The organism is Pantoea sp. X-Soil-MYKO-1785, assembly GCF_059730675.1.
On the sequence record NZ_AP036000.1, the window covers coordinates 1,628,350 to 1,654,145 of the forward strand.

Consider the following 25,796-nt stretch of genomic DNA (forward strand, 5'->3'; position numbering starts at 1 on the left):
ATGAAACGGATACTGGCGATATTAACCGGGATGGCGCTGCTCAGCGCCTGTACCGTGGTGGATCTGGATGCAAACGGTCAGCCGATTCTGCCGAAAGATCCGCAGGCGAAACCGGGTTATGCGACCCAGACGCCGCAGCAAATCGCGGAGGAAAGCTGGCAATCACGGGTGATGGACACCGCCAACAGCCATGCGCTGAGCTGGGCTGATATGCAAACCAAAAGTCAGACGGTGAAGGCAGGCGGCCGTGAAAGCGTGTTTGTCCGCGCCAGCGGCACCGTCAGCGCACTGAACGACAGCAATCCGCGTGAGCGCACGCTCACCCTGATGCTGAACGGCAAGCCGGTTGAGGTCAGCATCGGGCCGGTGCTGCGCAGTAATGCCATCCGCGATGCCGCCGGTTTCCGTTTTGAAGAGTTCACCAATCAGGTGCAGTACGCCCAGCTGACCCGGGCGCTCAATCGCCACGCGGTGAAGCAGCTGCCGACGCTGGACGCCAGCTGGGTCAACCAGCCGGTACAGGCGCTGCTGGCGGTGAGCATCGGACACGGCAGCGTTGACGATGTGGTGGCGGTCGAACTGAAGCGGGGGACGCCCTGATGGACGATGAGATCATTCTGCGGGCTGAGCAGATTTCAATGCTGTTTCCCGGCACGCTGGCGCTGGATCGCGTCGACTACCGGGTATGGCGCGGCAAAGTTAACGTCATCATCGGTGAAAACGGCGCCGGTAAATCGACCCTGATGAAGATTCTTGCCGGGGTGCAGCAACCCACCGCCGGCGCGCTGTTTCTCAACGGCGCACCGCTGACGCTCAGCAGCACCCGCGACGCTGCCCGGCACGGTATCGGCATGGTGCATCAGGAACTCAATCTGTTTGAGAACCTGACGGTGGCGGAAAATCTGTTTCTGGGACGCGAACTGCAGCGTGGCTTAGCGCCGATTAATGAGGCGGAGCAGGCACGCCGCACCGCGGCGCTGATGGCGCGTCTCGACCAGCCGATTTCGCCCAATGAACGGGTCGGTAACCTGAAAGTCGGTCAGCAGCAGCTGGTAGAGATCGCCAAAGCGCTGGCCGAAGATGCAGACATTCTGATCCTCGATGAACCGACTTCGGCGCTGAGCAAAACCGAAGTGGAGATCCTGTTCCGGGTGATTCGCGATCTGACGCAGCAAGGGGTCTCAATCATCTACATCTCGCACCGGCTGGAGGAGTTGATGGCGATTGGCGATGTCATCACCATCCTGCGCGATGGCCGTTTCCAGGCCGAAGCGCCGGTCAGCAGCATCGACGTGCCGTGGATTGTGCGGGAGATGCTGGGCAGCGAGCCGGTTACCACCTTTCTGCCGGAGTCACGCCAGTTCGGCGCCCCGATGCTGGAAGCGCAACATATCACCTGCGTCAGCCCGAACGGCAATACGCTGGTCGATGATGTCAGTTTTCAGGTGCGGGCCGGTGAAATTGTCGGCATCTATGGCCTGATGGGGGCCGGACGTACCGAGCTGTTTGAGTGCCTGCTGGGCAGCCAGCGCAACTATCTGGGCAAGCTGTGGCTCGACAGCAAACCGCTGCCAACCCGCCTGCCGACGGCGGATCGCATCCGGATGGGCATGAGTCTGGTGCCGGAAGACCGCAAGCGGTCGGGGATTTTTCCGGTTTCCTCGGTGGCGAGTAACCTGACTATCGCCAGCCTGTGGCGGCGGCTGTCGCACCGTTTTGCCATCGCTCATCAGCAGGAGCAGCAGGCGGTGAGTCAGACGGTCGGCAATCTGGCGATTAAGATCTCCTCGCCAGAGGTGGCGATCAGCGCCCTGAGCGGAGGCAACCAGCAAAAGGTGGTGATTGGCCGTGCGTTGCTGACCAATCCGCGCCTGCTGCTGCTGGATGAGCCGAGTCGCGGCATTGATGTCGGGGCAAAAGCGGAAGTGTTTCGCATGATGGTGGCGCTGTCGCAGCAGGGCATTGCGGTGCTGTTTTCCACTTCCGATCTGAAAGAGATCATGGCGGTAGCCGACCGCATCCTGGTGATGTCGGGCGGCAAACTTACGGCTGATCTTCCGCGTGAGCAGGCGGAAGAGGCAGCGCTGGTAAAAGCAAGTGCGCAGGGGTTCTGAGCATGAAAAGCAATAACAGCGTGGCGCTGACCACACTTCCGGCTAAGGCATTTAACTCGCGTGAAAATTTTTTGCTGCTGCTACTGAAGTTGCGCACCTTTATTGCGCTGATTCTGATCGTCGGGTTCTTTGCCATCACCGTGCCGGACTTTCTGGCGGTCGGCAGCCTGGTGATCATGGTGAAGCACATCGCCATCAACGCGTTTCTGGCGCTCGGCATCACCTTCGTCATTATCACCGCCGGCATTGACCTGTCGATTGGGGCCACGCTGGGACTGTGCGGCATGATCGCTGGCTGGCTGATCACCAAAGGCATCGTGTTACCGATGTTCGGCATTGCGATCTTCCCCAGCGTCTGGCTGATCGTGCCGTTTGTGCTGCTGGTGGGCGCGCTGATCGGCGCAGGCAACGGCTGGATCATCACCCGCTACAACGTTGCGCCGTTTATCTGCACCCTCGGCACCATGTATATTCTGCGCGGCGCGGCAATGCTGACCTCGGGCGGAGAAACCTTCCCCGGCCTGCAGGGTAATCCGCTGCTCGGCAACACCGGTTTCGATCAGATTGGTGCCGGTCATTTTCTTGGTTTGCCCTATGCCATCTGGATGATGGTGCTGCTGGCGCTGGTGATTGCTTACGTCGCGCGCCGCCTGCCGTTTGGACGCCAGGTTTACGCCATCGGTGATAACGAACGCGCCGCCGAGCTATCGGGGGTAAAAACCCGTCAGGTCAAAATCCTGGTCTACACGCTTTCCGGCTTCTGCGCGGCGATTGCCGGCATTGTGGTCTCATCACAGCTGGTCGCCAGCCATCCGGCCAACGGCACCGCCTTTGAGATGAACGCCATTGCCGCAGTGGTGCTGGGCGGTACCTCGCTGGCGGGTGGGCGCGGCACCATTGTTGGCACGCTGATTGGGGCATTTGTGATTGGCTTCCTGGCGGACGGATTGATCATGATGGGCGTCAGTGAGTTCTGGCAGATGGTGATTAAAGGCATCGTGATCATCATTGCGGTGATCATCGATCAGACCCAAAGCCGGATGCAGCAAAAAGCGGCCGTGGTCGCGCAAAAAGCACTGATAGAGGAGGGCGCGCCACTCAAACCTTAATCGGTCAGCCTGCTTACTGAGCCGGCGATCAGCGAATAACCCGCACGCGAATCTGCTATTGCGTGTTCAGCTGCCGCCACCCCAGGAGGCAGCAATAAAGCCGGTCCGAGTGACCGGCCGTTTTACCGGCCATTTTTTTTAACCCTTATGAATATTTATTCATAAACGATTTAAAATTCAGAGGTAGCGTATGAATCCTTTCACTCTTCCGGTAGACGATCTGAAGCGCAGAGCGCGGGCGATCCGTCGTCGTATTATCCAGCTTAACGCAGGCAGTCCGGCGGGGGGACATACCGGAGCCGACCTGTCGCAGGTCGAGATCCTCACGGCGCTCTATTTCCGCATTCTCAACTGCGCGCCAGATCGCACCGATGATCCGCAGCGTGACATCTACATCCAGTCAAAAGGCCACGCGGTCGGCGGTTACTACTGCGTGCTGGCGGAGGCGGGCTACTTCCCGACCGACTGGCTTGCCACCTATCAGCACGCAGATTCCCATCTGCCCGGGCATCCGGTGCGGCAAAAAACCCCTGGCGTTGAACTGAATACCGGTGCGCTGGGACACGGGCTGCCGGTGGCGGTCGGGATTGCTATCGCTGCCAAAAAAGACCGCAGCACCCGCCGCATTTTTGTGGTCACCGGCGACGGTGAGCTGGCGGAAGGCAGTAACTGGGAGGCGGCACTGGTGGCGGCCCATTACGGCCTCGACAACCTGATCATCATCAACGACAAGAACAAGCTGCAACTGGCGGGCGCGACCCGCGAAATCATGAACACCGATCCGCTGCCGGAAAAATGGCGCGCTTTTGGACTGGAGGTCACCGAGTGCAACGGCAATGACATGGCGGCGGTGGTCGACACCATCGAAAGCCTGCCGCAGAACGGCAAACCGCAGGTGATTGTGGCGCATACCGAGAAGGGATTTGGCGTCTCCTTTATCCAGAGCAAAGCCGAATGGCATCACCGGGTACCAAAAGGGGCGGAAATTGAGCAGGCGCTGGAGGAGTTAAAAGATGAGTAATGCACAACATTTAGCCAGTGTAATGGTAACGGCGTTTATTGACGCGGTGAATCGCGGCGTGGATCTGGTGCCGGTGGTGGCGGATTCGACCTCGACCGCCAAAATCGCGCCGTTTATCAAGGCGTTTCCCGATCGTCTAATCAACGTCGGCATTGCTGAGCAGACGCTGGTCGGCACTGCGGCAGGCCTGGCGCTGGGCGGTAAAATCGCTGTTACCTGTAATGCCGCGCCGTTTCTGGTGTCGCGGGCCAATGAGCAGGTGAAAGTTGACGTCTGCTACAACAACACCAACGTCAAACTGTTTGGGCTGAATGCCGGTGCCAGCTATGGCCCGCTCGCCAGTACCCATCACAGCATCGACGACATCGCAGTGATGCGCGGCTTCGGCAACATTGAAATCTACGCGCCCTCCTGTCCGCTGGAGTGCCGCCAGATTATCGATTATGCGCTGGCGCACTTCGGGCCGGTCTATATCCGTCTTGATGGCAAAGATCTGCCGCAGCTGCACGATGAAAGCTACCAGTTCAGGCCAGGGCAGATCGACGTATTGCGCGAAGGTCATGACATCGCGCTGGTGGCGATGGGTTCGACCGTTCACGAGGTGGTTCACGCCGCTGAGCAACTGGCTGAGCAGGGGATTTCAGCCGGTGTGATCGCGGTTCCATCGATTCGACCCTGTGATACCCAACAGCTGCGCAACCTGTTAAATCACTACCCAGCGGTTATCAGCGTTGAAGAGCATAACGTCAATGGCGGTGTCGGCAGCCTGGTGGCTGAGGTGCTGGCGGAAGGCGGCTGTGCGATTCCGCTGCTGCGGCTCGGTATTCCGGATGGCGAATATGCCATTGCCGGCGATCGCGCCTCAACCCGGGCCCGCCACGGCATTGATGCCAGCAGCGTGGTTAACAGTGCAGCGCGTATCTGCGCAGGAGCGTAACGATGGTGGGACCCCTGATCCTGGCGATTGATGAAGGCACCACCAATGCCAAAGCGATTGCGGTTGATCGTCTCGGTAGCGTGGTGGCGCGCGGTAGCCAGCCGTTAACCCTGGCGCATCCGCAACCGGGGCTGGCAGAGCAGGATCCGCTGGCGATCTGGCAGGCGGTAAAGCAGGCGATCGCGCAGTGTCTGGCGTCGTGTGGCGGGGCCAGCGTGGCGGCGGTGGCGATCAGTAATCAGCGTGAGTCGGTGCTGATCTGGCAGCGCCACGACGGCCAGCCATTGACGCCGCTGGTGAGCTGGCAGGATCGGCGCTCTGAGCCGTTCTGCCGGGATTTGCATCAGGCGGGTAAAGCGCCGCGTATCACCGGTCTGACCGGGCTGGCGGTCGACCCGATGTTCCCGGCTGCCAAGCTGACCGGCATGCTGGCGGCTATCCCGGATGGCGTGGCGCGCGCCGAAGCCGGTGAACTCTGTATTGGCACCGTCGACAGCTGGCTGAGCTGGCAGCTCAGTGCGGGCGAGACCTTTATTACCGATCATGCCAATGCTTCACGCACCCAGCTCTACAGCCTGCATCTTAACGACTGGGACGATGAGCTGCTGGCGCTGTTCCGGCTGCCCCGCGCCGCGCTGCCGCGTATTGTCGCCTCCGCCAGCGAACAGGGCGTGGTAGCGATAAATGATATTGCGGGCTTAGCGCCGGGCACGCCGATTCTGGCACGCATCGGCGACTCCCACGCCGCGCTGCAGGCACAACGGCGTGGCGCAGCGGAAGTGGTAAAAGCCACTTACGGCACCGGATCGTCGCTGATGATGTCAATGGCGACGCCGCTGCTGACCGAAAACGGCCTCAGCACCACCGTGGCCTGGCATGACGGTACCCTGCGCTTTGCGTTCGAAGGCAACATCACCCACACCGGTTCCGGCGCGGCGTGGCTCGGCAGCATGCTGGGGGTTCAGGACCCGCGTCAGCTCACCGCGCTGGCGCAAACCAGTGAAGATAATCAGGGCATCTATTTTGTGCCGGCGCTCTCCGGACTGGGCGCACCCTGGTGGGATTTGCAGGCGCGCGGCATGGTGTGCGGCCTGACGGATGCGGCCACCCCGGCGGTACTGGCGCGGGTGGCGCTGGAGTCGATCGTCTGGCAGATCGCCGACGTCTTTTTTGCCATGGAGCAGGCCAGCGGCCAGCAGCTGCCGGCGCTGTGTGTTGATGGCAGCGCTACCGAAAACAGCTGGCTGATGCAGCTGCAGGCCGATGTGTTGCAGCGCCCGTTGCTGCGGGTCCCGACCGCCGAAGTCTCGGCGCTGGGCGCCGCGCTGCTGGCAGGCAAAGTGCTGGGCTGGTGGCAGCAGGGCAGTGATATGCAGGCGTTGCAGGGCGGCAACGTGATCGCGCCGCGTGAGGCGTATGCGCAGCGGATGCAGGAAAACTATAAAGGCTGGATCGACGCCGTCGCTCGCTGTCGTTATCAGCCACATTAACCCTTTCGGAGCAGAGCCATGTCAAAACTTCCTCAGCAGTTAACCTTCGGCGTCATTATTGGCAACCGCGGGTTCTTTCCCAGCTATCTGGTGGGTGAGGCGCGCCAGCAGGCGGTCGCGCTGTTTGAAAAAATGAACATCAATACGGTGATGCTGGATGAGAGCCAGACCAATCTCGGCGGGGTGGAGACCCGGCAGGAAGCCAAAATCTGCGCCGAACTGTTTCGCCAGCACCGTGATGCCATTCACGGTGTGGTGGTGTTGCTGCCTAACTTTGGCGACGAAAAAGCGATCGCGGAGGCGTTACGCCTCGCGGGTCTGAATGTGCCGGTACTGGTGCAGGCCGAGGAAGATAATCTCGACAAAATGGGGTTGGCGACCCGCCGTGACAGCTTCTGCGGCAAAATATCGCTGTGCAACAACCTGCGGCAATATGGCATCCCCTTTACCCTGACCCGTCAGCACGTCTGCGCCCTGAACGGTGAGATTTTCATGCAGGATCTGCAGCGGTTCAGCCAACTCTGCCGGGTAGTCAATGCGATGCGACGGGTGCGGGTGGGGGCGATTGGTGCCCGGCCAGCCGGATTCAATACCGTACGCTACAGCGAAAAGCTGCTGGAGAAGATGGGGATTGCGGTCGAAACGCTCGATCTGTCGGAGATTTTCACCCGAACCAACCGGCTACGTGATGATGATATCCGCGTAGCGGAGAAGCGCGAGATTCTGGAAGCCAACGCCGATGCGCGCGGCATTCCGGGCGAAAAACTGCAAACCATGGCGAAGCTGTTCGTGGTGATCAGCGAGTGGGTCAATGACAACGATATCGACACCACCGCGATTCAGTGCTGGACCTCGCTGCAGGAAAATCTCGGCATTAACGTCTGCTCGATCATGAGCGTGATGTCGGGACAGCTGATGCCCAGCGCCTGCGAAGTGGATGTGATGGGCGCGCTGTCGATGTATGCACTGGCCAGCTGCTCGCTGAGTCCCGCCTCGCTGGCAGACTGGAATAACAACTTTGGGGATGAGCGTGATAAATGCGTGCTGTTTCACTGCGGCAATTTTGCCAGCGCCAGCCTGGAGTCGCCCACCATGGGCACGGCCGACATTATCGGCACCACGGTGGGCAAAGAGAACACCTGCGGTGCGGTGCATGGCCGGATGAAAAGCGGCGATCTGACCTATTTCCGCCTCTCAACCGATGATTTCAGCGGCGAGATCAAGGCCTACGTCGGTGAAGGCCTTTCGGTAGAGGACCCGCTGGATACGGTGGGCTGCCGTGCGGTGATTCAGGTGCCGCAGCTGGAGTCATTGCTGGCGTGGATTTGCCGTAACGGTTTCGAACATCATGTGGCGATGAACCACTCCGCCACGGCAGAGGTGTTACAGGAGGCGTTTAGCCAGTATCTGGGCGTCAGCTGTTATCATCATCAGTAGCGCAGTGCCGGTTCGCGAGGGTTGCGTCAGAAGTCAGGCGTGGCTCGCCTGACCCACATTGGGTTACGCGGGCCGGGCGAGTACAGGCGCGGATGATCTCCGCCGGCCTTGCCGTCAGGCAGCGGGAAGGCCGGCATCGGCGCGAAAGTCCGCTTAGCGCGCCATTCGGCGTACCTCGCCATCCTCATTGTCCACCGCCACCAGATCCACCGGCGGCAGATTTCCGCCGCTGAACTCAACCTGACGGATCGGAAAGGCAAAGCGAATGTTGCGCTGTTCCAGCGCCGCCATCAGCTGCAGGTTAATCTCCTGCTGGATATCCATGTACTTATTGTAATCGGCGTCCAGCACGAAGTAGACCACTTCAAAGGTGAGCTTAGAATCTTCAAATGCCAGGAAATGGGCGCGGTCGAAGCGGGTGGTCTCAACGCTCTGGATAATCTCTTTTACCAGCGGACTGATTTCACGCACCTGCTCAGATGGCGTGGCATAGCTGATACCGAACTTAAACACGATGCGGCGCTGCTGCATGCGCTTGTAGTTATGAATCGTCTGCTGCAACAGAATGGTATTTGAGCAGACAATCTGCTCACCGCTCAGGCTGCGCAGGCGGGTGGTTTTCAGGCCAATGTGCTCAATCGAACCGGCAATATCACCAAACACGATAAAGTCGCCGTGCTCAAACGGCTTATCGAAACCGATGGCCAGCGAAGCGAACACGTCACTGAGTACCGTCTGAATCGCCAGCGCAATGGCGATACCGCCGACGCCGAGACTGGCAACCAGCGCGGTAATGTTGATGCCCATATTCGACAGAATGGCGAGGAACATCATGATCCACACCACCACGCGCAGCAGAATACCCAGAATCACCGTGGTGACCGGATTTCGCACGTGCAGCGGATCGCGCAGCAGGCTGTGCAGCCAGAGCCGTATGCCGCAGTCGATCCACAATGCCAGCTGAACGATCAGCGCCAGGAACCAGCCGTGCGATATCGCCACCCGCCATGAGGCGGGTAAATCGACAAACTTCAGCGCGATAAGCAGTGAAAAGATCAGCAGCAGGGTCTGACTGGTACTGCGCAGAATTTCCACCAGGATACCGGTGGCCCGTATGTGGCGGTGCTCGCTATAGCGGGCAATCCGGTTAGAGATAAACCGGATCAGGGTACGCAGCAGCCAGTAAATGACGAGAGTAGCGACAACGACGATGGCACTGTTGAGCCAGAAAGACTGATTAAACAGAATGGATTGAAAATGACGTGAAGCAAGCCAGTTTTCCATTGGGGAGATTCTCCTTGCTGGGTTCCGGTTTAAAAGAAAACAAGCAAGAAGCATAGCCTGGATGCGGCGCAACTGTGCGGCGCATCCGGCAAAAGAACTTATTGAAAACGGGTCGATTTATCGCGCGCAAGGCGCTCAAGGGCAAAAATGACCTGCTGCAGCTGTCGCTCCTGCACCGGATCGAGGGCCGAAAAGCGAAAGCTCAGTCGCGGCGTAATGCGGGTTTCATTTTTATGCGTAACCACGCTACGTTCGCCAATGTGCAACAGCTTTACCGGCACTTCAAAATGACCATACTCGCCCAGTTCGACGCGAAATTTTTTGAAGCTGTCACCGATTTGTAACCCTTCCGGCAGGGCGTCATCGATCAATACACCGATACCGCCCAGCGATAAATCCTGTAGCCGCAGGCGCGCTTTATTACCGTCGGGCCACTCGGTGTGGCACCAGAACTGCGGTTCCAGTGGCGCATTGACGCGGAAAAATTCACGACGCTGGATCTGCCACACCAGTTCAGGCAGCGGCGCGCTGAACGCAGGCAGCCCCTCGAACTCAACCCGCTTCAGCGAAGCAAGACTGAACTCAACTTTAGCGCCATAGGTTTCTGCCGCAATGCTCAGCTCATTGCAGTTCAGGGCATAGTCGTTATCCAGATTGTTACTGCCGAGATCAAACAGCAGCTGGTCTTCATCGGCCGCCAGCATGCGGCTGATAAACTGCCCACGGGAAAAACTCACCAGTAACGGGGTCTGTAAACGCAGCAGGTCCTTCATTACGCCCAGGACGGCCAGCGTGCCACGTTTTAAATATTGTTCCTGATCGGCTTCTTTCACTTCCTGGCTCCAAAAGGTTGGTGCTTTATTTGTTCTGTTTTTTTTGCCTCATCTCCGTTATCGGCGTGGCAAAAAAAAGCTTTAGCCTCTGACAGGTCAATAATAACTGTGAGCAAGTAAACATTTTTTGAAAACCTGTCTATACTTATCGCGGTAAACCGCTTGATAAATCAAGCGTTCACGATTTAATCATAAAAAGGAAGGAGCAACAGATGGGTATTATTTCCTGGATCGTCTTTGGCTTAATCGCAGGTATTCTGGCGAAGTGGATCATGCCGGGTAAAGACGGTGGCGGTTTCATTCTGACTATCGTGCTGGGTATTATCGGTGCCGTAGTGGGTGGCTGGATCAGTACGCTGTTTGGCTTCGGTCGTGTCGATGGGTTTAACTTCGGCAGCTTCGTGGTTGCAGTGATTGGTGCCATCGTGGTGCTGTTTATCTACCGCAAAGTACGCAGTTGATCGTAACGGTTTAATCAAAAAAGGGGACGAAGCGATTCGTCCCCTTTTTCACATCCGGCGATTAGAAATCGTAACCTACCGTCGCCATCACGCTGCGTTCCGCGCCCCAGTAGCAATAGCCGGTGCCGTAGCAGCCCGCCACATATTTGCGGTCAGTCAGGTTGTTGGCGTTTACCTGCAGCCACGCGCCTTTCAGACTGCTGTTCCAGACGCCGAGGTCGGCCCGCACCGACGCATCAAACAGGGTAACCGACGGCACACGGGTGGTGTTTTCGTTGTCAGCCCACTGTTTGCCGATGTAGCGCACGCCCGCGCCCGCGCTTAAGCCGTAATCAAACTGATAGTGACCCCACAGGGCCGCCATGCTGTTCGGCGTCACGTAAGGGGTGTGTCCCTCGTTGCCATCAACTGAATCTTTAAAGCGCAGGTGATTGAGGGTGTAACTGGCGACGGTGCTCAGACGTGGGGTTAGCTGATTACGCGCTTCCAGCTCAATTCCCTGCGAATGTACTTTACCGGACGGCGTATAGGTGCCGTCCTGGACATTACGGTTAGCCACATCCTTCTGCGTCAGGTCATAGACCGCCAGCGAATAGAGATCGCGGGTGCCGTTCGGCTGATATTTCACCCCGGCTTCATACTGCTCTGCCGTGGTTGGTTTCAGCAGGTTGTTATCAGGATCGGTCAGGGCCGTTGGGGTGATCGCCTGGCTCCAGCTGACATAAGGCGAGATGCCGTTGTCAAACGCGTAAAGCAGCGCTGCGCGGCCGCTGATATGGTCGTCCTGCCGCCGATCGTTGCCGCTGTTGTTGGCGACGATCCGGTCATAGCGGCCAGAGAGATCGAGATGCCAGCGATCCAGCTTCATCTCATCCTGCAGGTAGAGGCCGGTCTGATAGTAGCGGCGGGTTTCATCGCTCCAGCTGTAGGCCGGCATTGCGCCAACCTGTTCCCCGGTGACGGCATTGAGCTGCGAGGCACTGTCGGCGGCGCTGCTGATCTCATTTTTATAGCGATGATACTCCGCACCCATCGTCACCCGATGTTCCACTTCCCCGGTCGCGAACTCCGCCTGTAACCGGTTATCGGTGGCCCAGCCGGCCAGTGAGGAGCGCTCACCGGAATAGTAGCGATTCAGCAGGTCAGGATTTACCGCATCCCAGCCAATCTGATAAACCTGATCGAGATCGACGCTGGAATGGCTGTAACTGCCGGTGGAGGAGAACGACCAGACGTCGTTAAAGCGATGGGCGAAATCGTAGCTGTAGATCTGTTCACGGCGCTTGAACTGATCCAGGTCGCTGTTGCCTTCATAGAAACCGTTGCTCAGCTTATAGCCGTTATGCTCACTCAGGCTGCCGTCGGCCGGCACCGAGCCATGATAGCCGCCGGACGGATCTTTCTGCAGATAAGCTTTGAGGATTAAGTGGGTATCTTCATCCGGTTGCCACATCAGCTGTGGCATCAGCGCATACTTCTCTTCACGGGTATGGTCGTATTGCGTATCGCTGTTGCGGGTCACACCGGTCAGGCGAAACGCCCACTGATCGTTAATCGCGTTGGTGTAATCAAACATCGCACCGGTGGTGGCGTTATTACCCGCCTGCAGCTGGATATGGCCCTCTTCACTGAACTGAGGACGTTTCGTCACCATGTTGACCAGCCCGCCCGGCACCGTCTGACCATACAGCGCGGAAGAGGGGCCTTTAATCACATCGATGCGTTCGAGGAAAGCGTTGTCGACCTGCAGTATATTGAAGCTGCCGCCGTCGCTCATCACCCGTAAACCGTCAAGGAAGGTGTTGTCAACATCGCCGCCGTGAAAGCCGCGCAGGGCAATGGTGTCATAACGGGTCGCGGCACCGCCGAAGTTGGTAAACACACCGGAGGTGTAGCCGAGTGCCTGATTCAGGGTCAGTGCGCCCTGATCCTGCATCTGCTGGCGCGTCACCACCGACACCGACTGCGGCGTGGTGATCAGCGGACGATCGCTTTTCATCGCGCCCTGACTGGTGGTGGCAAGATATCCCTGGGTCGGGGAGTCAGCCTGCTCCTGCGGTTGGGCTGTGACCACCATATCAGCAGCAAAACTCAGGGCCGGCGCGGTCAGCGCCAGGGTGCAGAACGGGACATAACCTTTCAGCGGCGATGGCAATCTCATTGAAATTCCTTTCATGGCAGAGGTTCAGCAGGTGAATAATAGCCTCGATAAGCATTCTCATTATCAGAGTGAGAATTATTACCGTTTGTAAGTTCGCTGCAATTTTGCCTGGCAATCGAAGAACGTCAAGTAAATTTCGCTAAAAGGCGAGGGCAGAGACCGTCAGCAAGGCCGACGGTCTCCAGAGAACATCAGGGTTGAGCGGCAGACGCCTGAGGAATATCGTGGGCGCTGTTACAGGTTTTATCTTTCGGGCAGTATTTATCCAGCAGTTTCAGCGTGACGCCGTTAGTCCAGCCGAAGCCGTCCTGCAACGGATATTCACCGCCGCCGCCGCCGCCAAGGTTTTTGCCTTCCACCACATATTTTTCGACCAGCTTATGTTCACGGTCGTAGGTGTTCTGGACGTTCTGCAGGAAGCGCAGCCCGACCTCTTTCGCCAGTTTTGGCTGGTTATAATGTTCCAGACCTTCTACTGCCACCCATTGCAGCGGCGCCCAGCCGTTCGGCGCATCCCACTGCTGGCCGTTATTGACGGTGGTGGTCACCAGCCCGCCCGGTTTCAGCAGCTGTTTTTCCACCGCGCTGGCGGTGCTTTCAGCCTGCTTATCGCTGGCAACCCGCAGATAAAGCGGGAACAGCGTGGCGGCGGTCAGCTGCGGATGCACCTGTTTTTTCTGCCAGTCGTAATCAGCATACCAGCCCTGTTTGCTGTCCCACAGGTAGCGGTTAATCGCGGCCTGGCGCTTCTCTGCACGGTCGGCAAACTGCTTCGCCAGATCGTCCTGCTTGTTCATCTGATAGCCTTTTGACAGCGTCTGCTCCAGATGGAACATCAGGCTGTTAAGATCGACCGGTGCCAGCTGGGTGGTACGGATGGTCGCCAGATTGTGGGCATCGGTGAACCAGCGGGAACTGAAGTCCCAGCCGGATGCCGCGCCAGAACGCAGCTCGCGATAAAGCTCCGCCTTGTCGCGCTGTGGCGCTTTCTTCGCGGTGGTCACATCATCCATCCAGGATTCGGTACGCGGCACATCGCGTGCGTCCCAGTAGCGGTTCAGCACCGTGCCATCGCTGAGTTTGATGGCGCGTTTGCTGGCTGAGCCGGCGGTCAGTTTGTCACTGTCGGCCATCCAGTAGTCATACTCTTTTTGCAGCTGTGGCAGATACCGGGTATAGGCTTTGCCGTCATCGTGGCTCGCCAGCAGATCCACCATCAGGCTAAAGAACGGCGGCTGCGAACGGCTCAGATAGTAGCTGCGGTTGCCGTTGGGAATGTGGCCGTAACGGTCCAGCAGCGAGGCGAAGTTATCCACCATATCCTGCACCCGATCCCAGTGACCACTTTCCGCCAGGCCGAGCATCGTGAAGTAGCTGTCCCAGTAATAGACTTCGCGGAAACGACCGCCCGGCACCACATACGGCTTCGGCAACGGCAGCAGTGAATCATACTGACCGGCACTGCTGGCGGTGCGGGTCAGTACCGGCCATAAGCCGTCAATGTGGTCACGCAGATTTTGCCCGGCAGGCGGCACATATTTATCGCCCTGAGTGGGCAGCGTGAAGTTGGCGGCAACAAAGCGTTTCAGATCAAAGTTGCGCTGTTTTTTCTGCATCTGCCAGTCGGCCAGGATCGATGCCGGATCGTATTTAGGCACTGCATCAGCAAAAGTTTTTTGATCGGGATAGAACTTTGCTTGCTGGACGGCATTAAACAGTGGCCCTAAACGGACATCCGGCGGCTGCGGCTGATTATTCAGCATACGCGACGTGTCGTCGGCGTGAACGGTGAAGGCAGGTACGCTCAGCAGCAGCGTGAGCAGAAGGGGTGCATAACGCTGACGCCGTTCAGTGGCGTTTACCTCAATTTTTGTCATCGGTTTTTCTCCTTGTCCGAAACGCGGCCGCGTGTAACGCATTGACCACACGACCAACTTTAGACCTTATCTGTCCGCTTCACCCTGAAGCCAGCCGGAAATGTGAAGCCACGTGAATAATTTTTACTGAAAAAAGCGTTTTTTCCAGCCGGTTTTTGCTTGCCCTGATGCCGGTTTTCCCTGACGCTGAAAGAAAAAAAGGAGAGCAGGATGGAGATCATCTGGTATCACCCGTCGCAACCCGCCGCGACATGGATTAATGGTTTACAACAGCGTCTGCCGCAGGCGCGGGTACGTGCCTGGCAACCGGGCGATGAGGGCCCGGCCGATTACGCGCTGGTGCGTTCTCCGCCAGCAGAGATGCTGCAAGGGCGCAGCGGGCTGCGCGGGGTATTTGCGCTGGGCGCCGGGGTGGATGAAATTCTCCGCCAGCTGCAGCAGTATCCGGATATGTTGCCGGAGACGGTGCCGCTGTTCCGGCTGGAAGATACCGGCATGGCGCGGCAGATGCAGGAGTATGCGGTCCACAGCGTGCTGAGCTGGTTCCGTCGTTTTGACGACTACCGGTTACAGCAACAGCAGCGCTGCTGGCAGCCGCTGCCCGCTTATCCGCGCGACAGCTTCACCATCGGTATTCTCGGTGCCGGGGTATTGGGGCAGAGCGTGGCGGAAGCGCTTAAACCCTGGGGATTCCCGGTGCGGGTCTGGAGCCGTTCGCCGAAGCAAATTGCGGGTGTAACCAGCTTTGCCGGCCGTGAGGCGCTGCACGATTTTCTGCAGGAGACCCGGGTGTTAATCAACCTGCTGCCCAGCACTGCGGAAACCATCAACCTGATTAATCACGACTTTTTCCAGCAGCTGCCGCACGGCGCTTTCTTCCTCAACATCGCGCGCGGTGCGCAGGTGGTGGAAGCAGATTTACTGGCGGCGCTTAACAGCGGCCAGCTGAAAGCCGCCGCGCTGGATGTGTTCCAGGTCGAGCCGTTGCCGGAATCGCATCCGCTCTGGTCTCATCCGCGCGTCACGCTGACGCCGCATAATGCGGCGGTAACCTTAATCGACGAAGCTATTGACTATATTGCCCGGGCGATTCACCAGCATCAGGCGGGAGAAACACCGCAGGGGCGGGTCGATCGTCAGCGTGGCTACTAATTACCCTGCCCAATCAGGGGCTATCAGCAGGAGAAGATGATGTATCCGGTAGATCTGCATATGCACACCATCGCCAGTACGCACGCCTACAGTACGCTGCACGATTACGTCACTCAGGCGAAGCAAACGGGACTGAAACTGTTTGCCATAACCGATCACGGGCCTGATATGGCCGATGCACCGCATTACTGGCATTTCATCAATATGCGCATCTGGCCGCGGGTGATTGATGGCGTCGGGATTCTGCGCGGTATTGAAGCCAATATTAAAAACCAGCAGGGTGAGATTGATTGCTCCGGTCTGATGCTGGATGCACTGGACCTGATCGTGGCGGGCTTTCATGAGCCAGTCTACGCGCCGCGTGACCGAAAACACCACACTGACGCGATGATTGCGGCGATGGCCGGGGGACTGGTGCATATCATCAGCCATCCGGGTAACCCGAAATTCCCGGTGGATATCCCGGTAATCGCCGAGGCTGCAGCCCACTACGATGTGGCGCTGGAGATCAATAACTCCTCCTTTACCCACTCGCGTCCGGGCAGTGAACCTAACTGCCGGGCGATCGCTGCCGCGGTGCGTGATGCCGGCGGACGGCTGGCGTTTGGCTCAGATTCACACACCGCCTTTACGCTCGGCCATTTTGAACACTGCCTGCGCATCACCCGCGAAGTGGATTTTCCAGAGGATCGGGTGTTAAATGTCACGCCGCGGCGTCTGCTCGACTTTCTCGAACAGCGTACCGGCAAACACATTGCTGAACTGGCTGACTTTTAATTTACTTTGCCTCAAGGAAATCTGACTCATGAATGAGTTTTCCATTCTGTGCCGCGTGATCGGCTCACTGTTCAATCGTCAGCCGCAGGACCCGCTGCTGGTGCCGCTGTTTACCCTGCTGCGTGAGGGAAAGCTGCAGGCGCAGTGGCCGCTGGAGCAGGATGAACTGCTGACTCGTCTGCAACAGAACAGCGATCCGCAGGCGCTGGCCGGCGATTACAATGCGCTGTTTGTCGGCAGCGACTGTAAGGTGTCGCCGTATGCGTCACAGTGGCCGGAAGGAAAAACCGAGCCGGAAGTGCGTGCCTTTCTGACCTCGCGCGGCATGCCGCTGAGCGATGCGCCTGCCGATCATTTTGGCGTGCTGCTGCTGGCGGCGTCATGGCTGGAAGATCAGTCAGCGGAAGATGAGAGCAGCGCCCAGCTGGCGCTGTTTGAAGAGTATCTGCTGCCGTGGTGCGGCACTTTCCTCGGTAAGGTTGAAGCGCACGCTACCACCGCGTTTTACCGCACGCTGGCCGCGCTCAGTCGTGAGGCGATTCAGGCGATGTACAACGAACTGCTCGACAGCAGTGAGCCGCAGCAGGATGCCTGATTTACCATGATGCCGGGTGCGTACCCGGCAGACAGCCCGGCGTCGCGCAAACTTGTGCGGTGCCGGGCAGCCAGGATGGCGCCCGCAACCTCACGCCCAGCCCCCACGGCGTGAGCTCATAAAATGGCAGATTATCCGCTGTCTTCGCCAGAATAGCTGATTGATTGCTACCCGGTGCCGCAGGATGTTGCTGCAACAGCCAGGCGGTGCGCGCCAGCGACAGCCGCACCTGGCTGCCGTGTCCGTTAGCCAGTCGCTGACGTAATCCCTCCAGTACTGCCGCTGCCAGCAGATAACCGGTGGCATGATCCAGCGCCTGCACCGGCAAGGGCGTCGGCTTATCACTCTGCTGCCACTGCATTCCCTGTTCGGCAATGCCACAGCCCATCTGCACCAGGCTGTCAAAGCCGCGCCGGTTGCGCCACGGACCCTGCCAGCCCCAGGCATTCAGGCTGACGTCAACCAGCCCGGGTGCCAGCGCCTGTCGGGTAGCGGCATCAAAGCCGAGCCGTTCCAGCGCGTCTGCCCGATAACCGTGCACCAGCACATCGGCCTCACGCAGCAGGCGGATAAACTGCTCGCGATCGGCAGGGCGCGTCAGATCGAGCACCGCCCGGCGCTTGCCACAGGTGATCTCCTCATCCAGCGACGGTTCCTGCCAGCCTGGCGGATCGATACGCAACACATCGGCACCGAGGCTGGCCAGAAAGCGGGTGGCGACCGGACCGGCAATAATTCGCGTCAGGTCCAGCACCCGAATGCCGAGCAGTGGACGTGCCTCGGGCAGTTGCCACTGCGGCGCGGCGGCCTGATCGGTGGTCTGCCAGGCGAACAGCGGCTCCTGAGCCACGGCCTGGCCCTGCGGATGCTGCTGCCAGGCGGTCGTGCTGCGCATCTCCGCAGCGCAGCCGCCCGCATCAACGATCGCCTGCTCCAGCTCACCGGCGGACCAGCGCTGCACCTCACGCGCCAGCGAGCGACGGTCAGCGTGCTGGCCCAGCACCCGCTCCATCGCCTGCCGATGATGGGCGGCGTTGGTATGCAGGCGGATCCAGCCATCGCGGCTGGCGTAATCGCCGGCAAAGGCATCCCACATCGCGGGTGCAGGGCGATTAAGCGGCATAAAACTGTGCTGAAACCAGCGCGACGCCAGCCGGACATTCACCTCAACCGGGCGGCTGGTATTGATCAGGGCGGCTGTGGCCTGCGTGGCGAGGCCGATGCTGGTGGCCGCCAGTTCACTGACGGCAAAGGCGGCGGGGAAACTGGCGTTATCGACAAAGGTGGGTAACGGATGCGCTGCGGCGTTGCTACGCAATCCCTGCCACATCTGCTGCCAGAGGGACGTGGCGAGCTGATGGTCCATGTGCTGTGCTCCTGACGAGTGACAATCACTCAAGCATAGCACGCGTGATTAACGTCGCCGCAGACGCGGGAAGCGGGCATGCATTCGCAGATTACGCAGATTGATCACCGCAATCGCCGTGCCGAGAATCACCAGCGAGGCACCAATAATTTTGAAGCTGTTAAGGCTGTCACCCAGCACCACAATCCCCATCAACACTGACAGCACCGGCGTCAGCAGCGAGTAGGGCATGATCAGGTTAACGTTGTATTTCTTCAGCAGCATATACCACAGCGTATAGGCGACAATCGATGAGGCGATGGCACTGTAGAGGATGGCGAACCAGCCGTGCCAGCCCGCATGACGCAGGGCGTAGAGCTGATGCGACTCCATCACCAGGCTGGCAACACCGACAATCGGGATGGCGAGGAAGGCGATCCAGCCGGTCATGGTCAGCGGTTTAATTGACGGTGATTTTTTGACAATCAGGTTGCTGACCGCCCAGCCAGTTGCGCTGCACAACAGCAGGCACAGCACCCACCACGTAGGAATGGTCGGGCTGCCGGAGAGCACTACCACGCCGCTCAGCGAGATCATAATGCCGGCCAGCTGCACCAGCTTCAGCTTCTCTTTTAACACCACCATCGCCAGCAGCATGGCAATCGGCGTACCGAGCTGAACCACGATTGCGCCGGTCCCGGCATCGGTGTACCGCATACCGACAAACAGCAGCGAGAAGTGCATAAAGCCGAAGGTAAAGGCCAGCAGCAACAGCCAGGGTAGCTGCTGTCGGGTGATGCGGCAGAACGGCACCAGCACAATGGCGACCACCACAAAACGCATAAAAGTCAGAAACAGCGGCGGAAGCTCAAGTAAGCCCCATTTCACCGCCACGTTGTTGAAGGCCCAGATACACACCACCATCAGAACCAGAAAAAAATGCCGCACCGCCACAATAATATCCTTAACTTTTTTTGCTTAGCTGGCTAATGATGGCACGAACCAGGGCATTTCAGGCAGCAGCGGTTAGAAATTTTCTGTCGCGCTGAGAAAAATAAAATCATAAGACTTTTTTGCGCGTTGCTGTCAGACTGATTTTCCGAAACGCCTCTTGAACAGGACCCGATTCGGTATGACCCACACGCCCGCCTTGCCCATTGCATTGATTCAGCTTGAAGTCCCGCCCGCTAACGTCGTCGCGCAGATTGGTGAACAACCACGCTGGTTCATTGACGCGTTAGATCTACAACCTGATGAGTATCTGATCGTCCGTCCGCATCTGGGCGAGGCGTTGCCGGCCTTCGACCAGATTTCTGCGGCGATCCTCAGCGGCTCGTGGGCGATGGTCACCGACCATGCCGACTGGAGCGAACGCAGCGCTGCGTGGATCAGAGCGGCCATCGACGCGTCGTTGCCGTTACTGGGCGTCTGCTACGGCCATCAGCTGATGACGTATGCGCTGGGCGGCGAGGTAGCGGATAACCCGAACGGCTGGGAACGCGGTCTGCTGCCGGTCACCTGCGGTGCGCAGGCGCAGCGCGACCCGCTGCTGCGGAAACTGCCGCCGACCTTCAGTGCCTGGCTGTCGCACCGACAGTCGGTGCTGACGCCGCCGCCGCAGGCACAGGTGTTAGCCGCTTCTGAGCGCGATGGATGCCAGATTATTCGTTATTCACCACAGGCGCTGTCAGTGCAGTTTCATCCTGAATTTTCGCCACAGATCATGCGCGCCTGTCTGCCGGACGGCAGTCGTGAGGTGGCTGGCGTGATTGAAGGAAAAGACTGGGCGCGTGAACTGTTAACCGTCTTCTGGCAACAGACGCGCCCGTCAATTGAGCAGGCTCAGGGAGCGTAGTGGCGGGTGCAGCGATAAACCCAGGCGGGCGGCACGTTTTTCAGCACCCGCTGTCGCTCCCAGGTAAAATAGCGTGACAGGTCAGGCTGGGTCAGCGAAGTGTACTGGAATTGCACAAACACTCCGTTCGGGCCCAGCGCCGCGTAGACCGCCCGCAGAATCGCCTCACGCAGGGCAGGCGGCAGCGACAGCAGCGGCAGGCCGGAGAAGATGGCATCATATTGGCCGTTAAGGTACTCCGCAGAACAGGTGCGTACCGTCATACGGTGATCGTCCAGTGCGTTGAGTTTCTCCGCCAGCATGCTGCTGATTTCGAACACATCCAGCGTGGCATCCGGTGACATCCGTTCCAGTAACCGCCGGGTCAACACACCGTCTCCTCCGCCAAGCTCGGCGATACGCAGCTGATTATTCCATTCCACCGACTCGATCATGGTGCGGCACAGCGCATCGGATGAGGGCGTAATACTGCCCATCTTGCGCGGATTGCGGATGAACTGATGCACGAAGTTTGCCTTTGCGCGCATTAAGGTGAAAGCCGAAGCCAGCATGCTTACCTCCAGTATGAATTCTTCCTCATATTGACCCTTTCCTGCTGACAAGTTTCTTATTTATAAGCGCAACCGGGAAAAGTCGGAATTATCTGTAGCAGCAACCGATGCGGCTTTTCCTTCGGGGCGGTCACAGTTTCCGGGCAACAGATCTGACAGGCTTACAATGATCCTTCATGTTAATAATAAGTTTCATCATTGTTGCATCTCGTCACCTGTAAGGAGAATGACCATGCGTTACGCCGCCCCCGGAGAACAGGGTTCTCTGATCACGCTACAAAAGAATTATGGCAACTTTATTAATGGTGAATTCGTCGCGCCGGTGAATGGCAACTACTTCACCAATACTTCACCGGTTAACGGTTCAGTGGCAGGTGAGTTTCCGCGTTCTGACCGCGCGGATGTGGATAATGCGGTCGCCGCCGCAGCGGCAGCGGCCGATGCCTGGGGTAAAACGTCACCGCAACAGCGTTCATTGCTGCTACTGAAAATCGCTGACCGGCTGGAGCAGAATCTGGAATACATGGCGGTAAACGAGACCTGGGATAACGGCAAGCCGGTGCGGGAAACTCTGGCCGCCGATATGCCGCTGGCGGTCGATCATTTCCGTTATTTTGCCGGCTGCGTGCGGGCGCAGGAGGGCAGCGCAGCAGAGATTGATGAATTTACCGCGGCCTACCATTTTCATGAGCCGCTGGGTGTAGTGGCGCAAATTATTCCGTGGAACTTTCCGCTGCTGATGGCCGCATGGAAGCTGGCACCGGCGTTAGGAGCGGGAAACTGCGTGGTGCTGAAGCCGGCGGAACAGACGCCGCTGTCGATCACCCTGTTTGTCGATCTGATTAAAGATTTACTGCCGCCCGGGGTACTGAATGTGGTGCACGGTTTCGGCAAAGAGGCGGGCGAAGCGCTGGCGTCCCATCCGGGCATCGCCAAGGTCGCGTTTACCGGATCAACCGCCACCGGCGGCCATATTCTGGAGCTGGCAGCGAAAAGCCTGATCCCTTCAACGGTCGAACTGGGCGGCAAATCCCCCAACATCTTCTTTGAAGACATCATGCAGGCGGAAGAGAGTTTTATTGAGAAAGCCGCTGAAGGCGTGGTGCTGGGCTTCCTGAACCAGGGCGAAGTCTGTACCTGTCCCTCGCGGGCACTGGTGCAGGAGTCGATTTACGAGCCGTTCATGGCGGCGGTGATGAAACGCGTCAAAACCATCAAGCGGGGCGATCCGCTCGACACCGAGACGATGGTCGGGGCGCAGGCGTCACAGCAGCAGTTCGATAAGATTCTCTCTTATCTGGAAATTGCCCAGCAGGAAGGCGCAGAAGTGCTGGTGGGCGGGGGGGTTGAAAAGCTGGACGACGCACTCGCCAGTGGTTACTACATCCAGCCGACCTTACTGAAAGGTAATAACAGCATGCGGGTGTTCCAGGAGGAGATTTTTGGCCCGGTGATTGGCATTACGACCTTCAAAGATGAAGCCGAAGCGGTCAGCATCGCCAATGATTCGATTTACGGCCTGGGTGCTGGCGTCTGGACGCGCGATATCAACCGCGCTTACCGCGTGGGCCGGGCGATCAAAGCCGGGCGAGTCTGGACCAACTGCTATCACCTCTATCCGGCGCATGCCGCTTTTGGCGGCTATAAAAAATCGGGTATCGGACGAGAAACCCACAAGATGATGCTCGATCACTATCAGCAAACCAAAAACCTGCTGATCAGTTACAGCATTGAACCACTGGGTTTCTTCTGAGTGTATAGATGAGACGTGCCGCGGTTAAGCGGCACGCAATCAGGCGGGGCGTGGCAACAGGGAGTTCGACTGTCGGCCTGAGCATTAATCTTTTTATTTAAAGCGGTGTCTGGATGAACGGCGGCTCCACGTTGTGGTGGAAACCTGCTTTGCCGTTGCTACCTATCACAATGCTCGTCGGGTGCAGAAGCCAGAGCGTAGCCGCGGCTTTTTTCTGCGCCTGACTCCGGGCATTGCCCGGTCCATTACATCAGGTATTGCTCCCGCACTGCGATCGGTATTGATCCGGGCATTGCTGCACCTGTCAGCCGAAATAAGGTCATCTCTGTCGCTAACCCTTCCCATCACTTCGCCCTGTCCAGAATGCCAGCATTTTCCTCAATAAGTCACGACGAACGGTTACATCTCCTCCTTTTTGGGTACATAAATAATATTAATCGCTGTTTAAGTAAAAACAAAAAATTCACTTTCAATGCAATGATGAACATTCCATTTACCGCTACGCGGCCCGGCTCTCGTAGTTACATAAATATTACAGTCTCATATGAAGAGTGAAAGTGACGATGCTTTATACGATTTTAAATGCCAGGTTACAGTAATCGGCTGGCGTACATCCTTACCTCATGCGGCCTGCGCACGGTGTCTTTAGAAAATTCTTATAAATCATGATGATGATCTGCTTTTGTTAAAATACAATCTTGTAATCTTTAGTTACATCTTTTCATTTCCAAACGCCGATGCAATGTTTCTAAACTTCGTCAATGAGGCGTTGTCCGAAATTAATGCCTTTCATATAAAACCTCAAAACAGGTGTCATGCTCGCTGATGAATGGAATCTGCCCGATTTTTGACTCACGTCTTCGGGTAGCGTAAACGGGGAAGGGGTTATTTAAAGGTAAGTCTTTCTTATTAATTTTTCAGTGGCATTAACCGTTTCTATTACTTCGTAGAACAGGGACAGCCATGTCTAACTCCTATCAGTCCGAAATCCCCAAAGCCCGCGTAAATATCCGGCTCAGCCTGCACACCGGCGGGGCACAGAAAAAAATCGAACTCCCGCTCAGGCTGATGGTTATCGGCGATTACAGCAATGGCGCAGAGCAACGCCCGGTATCGGAGCGTGAAACCGTCAGCGTCAATAAAAACAACTTCGACAGCGTGATGACAGGATTCACGCCTGCCGTTCACCTGTCAGTCGAAAACACCCTGGCCGGTGACGGCAGCGAAGAGAACGTCAGCCTTTCCTTCAATGAAATGAAAGATTTCGAGCCGGAACAGGTCGCGCGTCAAATCCCGCAGCTGCGGGCCATGCTCGCCATGCGCAACCTGCTCCGCGACCTCAAAGCTAACCTGCTGGACAACGTGACCTTCCGTAAAGAGCTGGAAAAAATCCTGCTCGACCCGACGCTCAGCGCTGAATTACGCGGTGAGTTATCTGCTCTGGCACCGAAACAGCCGTAACGGCCACCCCGGTTTAACGGATTAATGAAGGAAATGCTGATGTCTGTAAAAAATGAGAATGGCGCGGGTGGCGAAAGCATCGTGCTGGAACGCCCGGAAGCCGGTGGCGTGTATGCCGCCCTGTTTGAAAAAATCAACCTGAACCCGGTCTCTGAACTGAGCGCCCTGGATATCTGGCAGGACAGCCAGGCGATGTCCGATGCCACGGCTGACGAGCGACTGACCGCCGGGATGCAGGTGTTTCTTGAGTGCCTGACAAAATCGGGTTCAAAAGTTGAAAAACTGGATAAAACGCTGATTGACCACCACATCGCCGGGCTTGATTACCAGATCAGCCGCCAGCTGGATGCGGTAATGCATCATGAAGAATTCCAGAAAACAGAAAGCACCTGGCGCGGGCTGAAGTCGCTGGTGGACAAAACCGACTTCCGTCAGAACGTCAGAATTGAGTTACTTGACCTGTCGAAAGAGGCTCTGCGTCAGGATTTTGAGGACGCGCCGGAGATTATTCAGAGCGGATTATATCAGCACACCTATACCGCAGAGTACGACAGCCCGGGTGGCGAACCCATTGCCGCGCTGATTTCTGCCTATGAATTTGACGCCTCGGCGCAGGACATCACCCTGCTGCGCAACATCTCGAAAGTGTCTGCCGCAGCGCACATGCCGTTTATCGGCTCTGCCGGTCCGCAGTTCTTCCTGAAAAGCTCAATGGAAGAGGTGGCGGCGATTAAAGATATTGGCAACTACTTTGACCGTGCCGAATATATCAAATGGAAATCCTTCCGCGAAACCGACGACAGCCGCTATATCGGGCTGGTGATGCCGCGCGTGCTGGGACGCCTGCCTTACGGTCCTGACACCGTGCCGGTGCGCAGCTTCAATTACACTGAAGAGGTGAAGGGGCCGGATCACGATAAATACCTGTGGACCAATGCTTCGTTTGCGTTTGCCGCCAACATGGTGAAAAGCTTCATCAACAACGGCTGGTGCGTGCAAATCCGGGGGCCGCAGGCCGGCGGCGCTGTGCAGGATCTGCCTATCCATCTGTACGATCTCGGCACCGGTAACCAGGTGAAGATCCCCTCAGAAGTGATGATCCCGGAAACCCGTGAGTTTGAGTTCGCCAGTCTCGGTTTCATCCCGCTGTCGTACTATAAAAACCGCGATTACGCCTGCTTCTTCTCCGCCAACTCCACCCAGAAACCGGCGCTGTACGACACGGCAGATGCGACAGCCAACAGCCGCATCAACGCCCGTCTGCCGTATATCTTCCTGCTGTCGCGTATCGCGCACTATCTGAAACTCATTCAGCGCGAAAACATCGGCACCACCAAAGATCGCCGTTTACTCGAGCTGGAGCTCAACACCTGGGTACGCAGTCTGGTGACTGAAATGACCGATCCGGGCGACGAGCTGCAGGCGTCACACCCGCTGCGCGATGCAAAAGTGGTGGTGGAAGATATCGAGGACAACCCCGGTTTCTTCCGCGTGAAGCTGTTTGCCGTGCCGCATTTCCAGGTGGAAGGCATGGACGTCAATCTGTCGCTGGTTTCCCAGATGCCGAAAGCGAAATCGTAAGG

The 25,796-nt window shown here is 57.7% G+C and carries 22 protein-coding genes; 15 read left to right on the top strand and 7 right to left on the bottom strand.

The genetic code is table 11. The features are described from left to right. The 7 genes from AC6I8D_RS07595 (at position 1) to AC6I8D_RS07625 (ending at position 8,108) form a co-directional block, all read left to right on the top strand. On the top strand, positions 1–600 hold the full coding sequence (locus AC6I8D_RS07595; protein ID WP_497819878.1) for a DUF2291 family protein: 600 nt from the start codon (positions 1–3) through the stop codon (positions 598–600). Continuing rightward, entirely contained in the window at positions 600–2,114 is a 1,515-nt protein-coding gene (locus tag AC6I8D_RS07600; RefSeq protein WP_159223636.1) for a sugar ABC transporter ATP-binding protein, read from the top strand. Before AC6I8D_RS07595 ends, AC6I8D_RS07600 begins: the two co-directional genes overlap by 1 nt. Before the next feature lie 2 nt (positions 2,115–2,116). Continuing rightward, positions 2,117–3,223 carry an ABC transporter permease gene (locus tag AC6I8D_RS07605; protein ID WP_312057565.1) on the top strand — a complete coding sequence of 369 codons (1,107 nt, stop codon included), beginning with the start codon at positions 2,117–2,119 and terminating at the stop codon, positions 3,221–3,223. Between the two features lie 190 nt (positions 3,224–3,413). Then, positions 3,414–4,244, top strand: a complete 831-nt coding sequence (locus AC6I8D_RS07610; RefSeq protein ID WP_312057564.1) for a transketolase — start codon at positions 3,414–3,416, stop codon at positions 4,242–4,244. Beyond that, positions 4,237–5,181, top strand: coding sequence for a transketolase family protein (locus tag AC6I8D_RS07615; protein ID WP_497819879.1), 945 nt, complete (start codon positions 4,237–4,239; stop codon positions 5,179–5,181). Before AC6I8D_RS07610 ends, AC6I8D_RS07615 begins: the two co-directional genes overlap by 8 nt. A 2-nt stretch (positions 5,182–5,183) precedes the next feature. After that, positions 5,184–6,671, top strand: coding sequence for an FGGY family carbohydrate kinase (locus AC6I8D_RS07620; RefSeq protein WP_312057562.1), 1,488 nt, complete (start codon positions 5,184–5,186; stop codon positions 6,669–6,671). 18 nt (positions 6,672–6,689) lie between these two features. Then, positions 6,690–8,108, top strand: a complete 1,419-nt coding sequence (locus tag AC6I8D_RS07625) for an L-fucose/L-arabinose isomerase family protein (RefSeq protein WP_497819880.1) — start codon at positions 6,690–6,692, stop codon at positions 8,106–8,108. A 153-nt stretch (positions 8,109–8,261) separates the two neighbouring features. Here the strand turns inward: AC6I8D_RS07625 and AC6I8D_RS07630 are convergent, their stop codons facing one another. Both AC6I8D_RS07630 and AC6I8D_RS07635 read right to left on the bottom strand, forming a co-directional pair. Beyond that, positions 8,262–9,392, bottom strand: coding sequence for a mechanosensitive ion channel family protein (locus AC6I8D_RS07630; protein ID WP_312057559.1), 1,131 nt, complete (start codon positions 9,390–9,392; stop codon positions 8,262–8,264). Positions 9,393–9,490: 98 nt separating this feature from the next. Then, complete coding sequence (locus AC6I8D_RS07635; protein ID WP_312057473.1) at positions 9,491–10,225, bottom strand: flagellar brake protein; 735 nt, start codon at positions 10,223–10,225, stop codon at positions 9,491–9,493. 212 nt (positions 10,226–10,437) lie between these two features. Here AC6I8D_RS07635 and AC6I8D_RS07640 point away from each other — a divergent pair, with 212 nt between their 5' ends. Then, entirely contained in the window at positions 10,438–10,686 is a 249-nt protein-coding gene (locus AC6I8D_RS07640; protein WP_031375306.1) for a GlsB/YeaQ/YmgE family stress response membrane protein, read from the top strand. A 61-nt stretch (positions 10,687–10,747) separates the two neighbouring features. On the opposite strand, the gene AC6I8D_RS07645 is transcribed toward AC6I8D_RS07640, so the two are convergent. Continuing rightward, positions 10,748–12,847 (bottom strand): TonB-dependent siderophore receptor, encoded by a 2,100-nt coding sequence (locus tag AC6I8D_RS07645; protein WP_497819881.1) that lies wholly within the window; start codon positions 12,845–12,847, stop codon positions 10,748–10,750. A 191-nt stretch (positions 12,848–13,038) separates the two neighbouring features. Beyond that, positions 13,039–14,724: an alpha,alpha-trehalase TreA gene (gene treA / locus AC6I8D_RS07650; protein ID WP_312756659.1), complete on the bottom strand. Its 1,686-nt coding sequence runs from the start codon at positions 14,722–14,724 to the stop codon at positions 13,039–13,041. A gap of 210 nt (positions 14,725–14,934) precedes the next feature. On the opposite strand from treA, the gene ghrA reads away from it, so the two are divergent. From ghrA to AC6I8D_RS07665, 3 genes are read left to right on the top strand one after another with little or no spacing between them, the layout of a single operon-like run. Further along, positions 14,935–15,876 carry a glyoxylate/hydroxypyruvate reductase GhrA gene (ghrA, locus tag AC6I8D_RS07655; protein ID WP_312756661.1) on the top strand — a complete coding sequence of 314 codons (942 nt, stop codon included), beginning with the start codon at positions 14,935–14,937 and terminating at the stop codon, positions 15,874–15,876. 39 nt (positions 15,877–15,915) lie between these two features. Then, positions 15,916–16,653 carry a phosphatase gene (locus AC6I8D_RS07660; RefSeq protein ID WP_497820660.1) on the top strand — a complete coding sequence of 246 codons (738 nt, stop codon included), beginning with the start codon at positions 15,916–15,918 and terminating at the stop codon, positions 16,651–16,653. 28 nt (positions 16,654–16,681) lie between these two features. Further along, positions 16,682–17,248: a TorD/DmsD family molecular chaperone gene (locus AC6I8D_RS07665; RefSeq protein WP_497819882.1), complete on the top strand. Its 567-nt coding sequence runs from the start codon at positions 16,682–16,684 to the stop codon at positions 17,246–17,248. 1 nt (position 17,249) lies between these two features. On the opposite strand, the gene AC6I8D_RS07670 is transcribed toward AC6I8D_RS07665, so the two are convergent. Together AC6I8D_RS07670 and AC6I8D_RS07675 are read right to left on the bottom strand one after the other, a co-directional pair. Then, on the bottom strand, positions 17,250–18,614 hold the full coding sequence (locus AC6I8D_RS07670; protein ID WP_497819883.1) for a CoA transferase: 1,365 nt from the start codon (positions 18,612–18,614) through the stop codon (positions 17,250–17,252). Positions 18,615–18,662: 48 nt separating this feature from the next. Continuing rightward, on the bottom strand, positions 18,663–19,547 hold the full coding sequence (locus AC6I8D_RS07675) for a DMT family transporter (RefSeq protein ID WP_046288249.1): 885 nt from the start codon (positions 19,545–19,547) through the stop codon (positions 18,663–18,665). Between the two features lie 178 nt (positions 19,548–19,725). Between AC6I8D_RS07675 and AC6I8D_RS07680 the strand changes: the two genes are divergently transcribed. Further along, positions 19,726–20,448 (top strand): glutamine amidotransferase, encoded by a 723-nt coding sequence (locus tag AC6I8D_RS07680; protein ID WP_312756670.1) that lies wholly within the window; start codon positions 19,726–19,728, stop codon positions 20,446–20,448. Here AC6I8D_RS07680 and AC6I8D_RS07685 read toward each other — a convergent pair. Further along, positions 20,436–20,999, bottom strand: a complete 564-nt coding sequence (locus tag AC6I8D_RS07685; protein ID WP_312057463.1) for a class I SAM-dependent methyltransferase — start codon at positions 20,997–20,999, stop codon at positions 20,436–20,438. The two genes, AC6I8D_RS07680 and AC6I8D_RS07685, sit on opposite strands and share 13 nt — an antisense overlap. Before the next feature lie 232 nt (positions 21,000–21,231). Between AC6I8D_RS07685 and exaC the strand changes: the two genes are divergently transcribed. The 3 genes from exaC to tssC all read left to right on the top strand — a co-directional run bounded on the left by exaC (position 21,232) and on the right by tssC (position 25,794). Then, entirely contained in the window at positions 21,232–22,752 is a 1,521-nt protein-coding gene (exaC, locus tag AC6I8D_RS07690) for an acetaldehyde dehydrogenase ExaC (RefSeq protein WP_312057462.1), read from the top strand. Positions 22,753–23,715: 963 nt separating this feature from the next. Then, positions 23,716–24,213 carry a type VI secretion system contractile sheath small subunit gene (gene tssB / locus AC6I8D_RS07695; RefSeq protein WP_497819884.1) on the top strand — a complete coding sequence of 166 codons (498 nt, stop codon included), beginning with the start codon at positions 23,716–23,718 and terminating at the stop codon, positions 24,211–24,213. Positions 24,214–24,246: 33 nt separating this feature from the next. Continuing rightward, positions 24,247–25,794, top strand: coding sequence for a type VI secretion system contractile sheath large subunit (gene tssC / locus AC6I8D_RS07700; RefSeq protein ID WP_312757323.1), 1,548 nt, complete (start codon positions 24,247–24,249; stop codon positions 25,792–25,794). Positions 25,795–25,796 lie beyond the last annotated feature (2 nt).